The sequence below is a fragment of the Methylobacterium sp. B1 genome (genome assembly GCF_000333255.1).
Classification (GTDB): Bacteria; Pseudomonadota; Alphaproteobacteria; order Rhizobiales; family Beijerinckiaceae; genus Methylobacterium; species Methylobacterium fujisawaense.
This window is the reverse complement of the sequence record NZ_BACT01000480.1, coordinates 1-4,122: the sequence shown is the minus strand read 5'-3', so window position 1 is coordinate 4,122 and position 4,122 is coordinate 1. Positions and strand designations below refer to the sequence as shown.

Here is a 4,122-nt window from a genome sequence, read left to right as displayed (position 1 = left end):
TTGGCCGGCCCCGGCAAGGTGGAGTTCGGCATTCAGGCCCTGACGATCGGGGGCGAGTCGGTGGGCGCGCACCTCGCCGTGATGGTGCTGCTGCGGCTGCGCGACAAGCACAACCTGCCGCGGGCCTTCCGGGGCGCCAACCTGAATGCCGGCTTCTTCGACCTCGGCCTCACCCCGTCGGTCCGGAACTGGGGCGAGGAGCGGCTCGTCGTGAACACCCGCGACCTGACCAAGTTCGCCGACGGCTATGTCCGCGAGGGCATCGACCGGCGTCGGCCGGACGTGTCGCCGATCTATGCCGACTTGAAGGGGCTGCCGCCGGCCCTGTTCACCATCGGCACTGCCGATCCCCTCCTCGACGACACGCTGTACATGTCGGCGCGCTGGGCGGCGGCCGGCAATGGCGGCCACACTGCGGTCTATCCCGGCGGGTGTCACGTGTTCGCCCGCTATCCGAGCCCGATGAGCGAGAGGGCCCTGGAACTGATCGACCGTTTCCTGATGGCGCTCGCCTGAGCGACCTGTCCGAGGTCCTTCCGGAGCGGTTCCAGGCCTGGTTCGCGGCCCGCGGCTGGGCGCCCCGGCCGCACCAGCTCGATCTCCTGCGGATCGCCGGCGCCGGCCGTTCGGCCCTCCTCGTGGCGCCGACCGGGGCCGGCAAGACGCTGGCCGGCTTCCTGCCCAGCCTCGTCGCCCTCGCTGAGCGCGGGACGCAGAAGCTGAAGCCGGCGGGGCTCCACACCCTCTACGTCTCGCCGCTCAAGGCGCTGGCGGTGGACATCGCCCGAAACCTCGACGCGCCGATCGCCGAGATGGGGTTGCCGGTGCGCGTCGAGACCCGCACCGGCGATACCCCTGCGCACAAGCGCACCCGTCAGATCAGCCGTCCGCCCGACATCCTGCTGACCACGCCCGAGCAGCTGGCGCTGCTGATCGCCCACCGCGAGGCGGCCGAGTTTTTCTCCGGATTGCGGTGCGTGGTGCTGGACGAGTTGCACGCGCTGGTGACGTCCAAGCGCGGCGACCTGCTGTCGCTGGCGCTGGCGCGTCTGCACCGGCTGAGCCCGGGGCTCGCGGCGATCGGGCTGTCCGCGACGGTGCGCGAGCCGGATGAGCTGCGGAAATATCTGGTGCCGCAGGGGCCGCTTCCCTTCCCCCCGTCTGCGGGTGCGCCTCCCACTTTGCACGACGAAACGGCCGACACGGTTGTGGGACCGGGCGTGGGTCCCCTCTCCCGAGCGGGAGAGGGTGAAGAACGAGAACTCACAGAACCTGGCTCGACCGCGACGCCCGGCGCCGACGTGCCTGGTCCTGAGACTCCTCGTCCCTCACCCCAGCCCTCTCCCGCTCGGGAGAGGGGGCAGGTCGCGCCCCCCATGGCCGATCTCGTCACGGTGGCGGGCGGCGCGAAGGCGGATCTGCGCATGCTCGATCTCGGCCGGGCGCTGCCGATCTCCGGCCACACCGCGTGGCACTCGATGCCGGCGATCTACGAGCTCATCAGGGATCACCGGACCACGCTGGTCTTCGTGAACACCCGGCTCCAGGCCGAGTACACTTTCCAGGAGCTGTGGCGGCTCAACGAGGACGCGCTGCCGATCGCGATCCATCATGGCTCGCTGGACGCGCAGCAGCGCCGCCGGGTCGAGGCCGCCATGGCGGCGGGTCAGCTGCGGGCGATCGTCTGCACCGCGACCCTCGATCTCGGCATCGACTGGGGCGACGTCGATCTCGTGGTCAATGTCGGTGCGCCGAAGGGCGCGAGCCGGATCATGCAGCGGATCGGCCGGGCCAACCACCGCATGGACGAGCCCTCGAAGGCCTATCTCGTCCCGGGCAACCGCTTCGAGATGCTGGAGTGCCAGGCGGCGCTCGACGCCGTCGAGGAAGCCGCGCAGGACACCCCCGATGCCCGCCAGGGCGCCCTCGACGTCCTCGCCCAGCACGTGCTCGGCATGGCCTGCGCCGACGCCTTCGACCCGGTCGATCTCTACGACGAGATCGTCTCGGCGGTGCCTTATGCCGGGCTCACCTGGGAATCCTTCGAGCAGGTGGTCGATTACGTCGCCACCGGGGGCTACGCGCTGCGCGCCTACGAACGCTTCGCCAAGATCCTGCGCGGCCCGGACGGGCTCTGGCGCGTGCGCGACGCCCGCACCGCGCAGGCCTATCGGATGAATGTCGGCACCATCGTGGAGGCGGCGCGGGTCAGGGTTCGTCTGGGCCGGACGCTGCGCGGCAAGCCCGGCACGGTCCTGCCGAAATCCGGCCGGGTGCTCGGCGAGATCGAGGATGAGTTCGCCGAGACACTGACCGTCGGCGACACCTTCCTGTTCGCGGGCGAGACCCTCCGCTTCGAGGGCCTCGCCGAGGACGAGTGCCTCGTGACCCGCGCCCCGCCCGGCACCGACCCGGCGATCCCGTCCTACGCGGGCGCGAAATTCCCGCTCTCGACCTTCCTCGCCGCCCGGGTCCGGGCACTCATCGCCGACCCGTTCGCGTGGGATCGCCTGCCCAAGCAGATCGGCGAGTATCTGGTCCAGCAGCGCCGCCGCTCGGTCCTGCCGGGTGAGCGCGATCTGCTCGTGGAGACGTTCCCGCGGGGCAAGCGCTACTATCTGACCGCCTTCCCATTCGAGGGCCGCCTCGCGCACCAGACGCTCGGCATGCTGCTCACCCGCCGGCTGGAGCGCGACGGCCTGCGGCCGCTGGGCTTCGCGGCCAACGATTACGGCATCGCGATCTGGACGACCCGCGACGTTTCCGAACGCGCCGCCCGCGATCCCGACTTCATCGGCGACCTCTTCGCGGTCGACATGCTCGGCGACGATCTGGAGGCGTGGCTCGACGAATCGGCCATGATGAAGCGCACCTTCCGGCAATGCGCCGTCATCGCCGGCCTGATCGAGCGCCACCATCCGGGGCAGAAGAAATCCGGCCGGCAGGTCACGATCTCGACCGACCTGATCTACGACGTGCTGCGCAAGCACCAGCCCGACCACCTCCTGCTGCGGGCTGCGCGGCAGGATGCGGCAACCGGACTCCTCGACGTGAGGCGCCTCGGCATGATGCTAGAGCGCATCCAGGGGCGAATCATCCACAGGTCTCTCGACCGGGTCTCGCCGCTCTCCGTATCCGTGATGCTCGAGATCGGGCGCGAGCGGGTCTACGGCGAGGGCGCCGACGAGATCCTGGCCGAGGCCGAGGCGGAGCTTCTCCAAGAGGCTCTGTCCTGACCGTCGATCCGCCCTCCCCCGACGACACCGAGGATGCGATCTTGGCGGCCGGCCTGAGACTCGAGAAGACTCACAAGCACCCCACCCTGATGCTCGCGGGCGAGACCCTGGTGCTCGATCTCTGCGGCGGCCTCTGGCTGCCGGAGCACCGGACGCTGATCGTGTCCGATCTCCACCTGGAGAAGGGCTCGTCCTACGCGGCCCGATCCGGCCAGTTCCTGCCGCCCTACGACACCCGCGAGACGCTCGCCTGCCTCCACGAGGCGGTGGCGCGTCACGAGCCCGCCCGCGTGGTCGCCCTGGGCGACTCCTTCCACGACGCCCGCGGGCCCGAGCGCATGGAGCCGGGCGACCGCGCCCTGGTGGCGGCGCTGCAGGAGGGCCGGGACTGGGTCTGGATCGCCGGCAACCACGATGCGGCCGTGAACGAAGGCGTCGGCGGGCGCTACGCCGACGCGCTGACCCTCGGCGGCCTCGTGCTGCGCCACGAGCCGAGCCCGGAGCCCGTTCCCGGCGAGATCGCCGGCCATCTCCATCCCTGCGGGAAGGTCGCGATGCGGGGGCGGGCCGTCCGCCGCCGCTGCTTCGTCACGGATGGCACGCGGCTGGTGATGCCGGCCTTCGGCGCCTACGCGGGCGGGCTGAACGTGCGCGACAAGGCCATCGAGGGCTTGTTCCCGAAGGGATTCACCGCCCACCTCCTCGGCGACGGCCGGGTCTTCGCCATCGGCCGGGCGCAGCTCGCCCGGGACTGAGCGCGCCCGTCATCCCGCGCACGTTCGCGCGGCGCGTCGTTTCGATGCGCCGCGCCGACGGGATCGCCTCGCTTCGTTCGGCAGGACGGCGCAGCGGCGAGGCGCCCGGTCTGATCCGGCCTCAGGCCGTC

Annotated in this window: 3 protein-coding genes; all 3 read left to right on the top strand. The window is 71.1% G+C overall.

Going from position 1 to position 4,122, the window contains the following annotated elements; translation table 11 throughout:
* Positions 1 to 516 (top strand): alpha/beta hydrolase (locus tag I53_RS14135; protein ID WP_043351741.1); only part of this gene is annotated, 516 nt, incomplete at its 5' end.
* Positions 517 to 638: 122 nt separating this feature from the next.
* Positions 639 to 3,236, top strand: a complete 2,598-nt coding sequence (locus I53_RS14130; protein ID WP_043351739.1) for a DEAD/DEAH box helicase — start codon at positions 639 to 641, stop codon at positions 3,234 to 3,236.
* Positions 3,237 to 3,277: 41 nt separating this feature from the next.
* Positions 3,278 to 3,991, top strand: a complete 714-nt coding sequence (gene pdeM, locus I53_RS14125; RefSeq protein ID WP_043351737.1) for a ligase-associated DNA damage response endonuclease PdeM — start codon at positions 3,278 to 3,280, stop codon at positions 3,989 to 3,991.
* Positions 3,992 to 4,122: the final 131 nt, after the last annotated feature.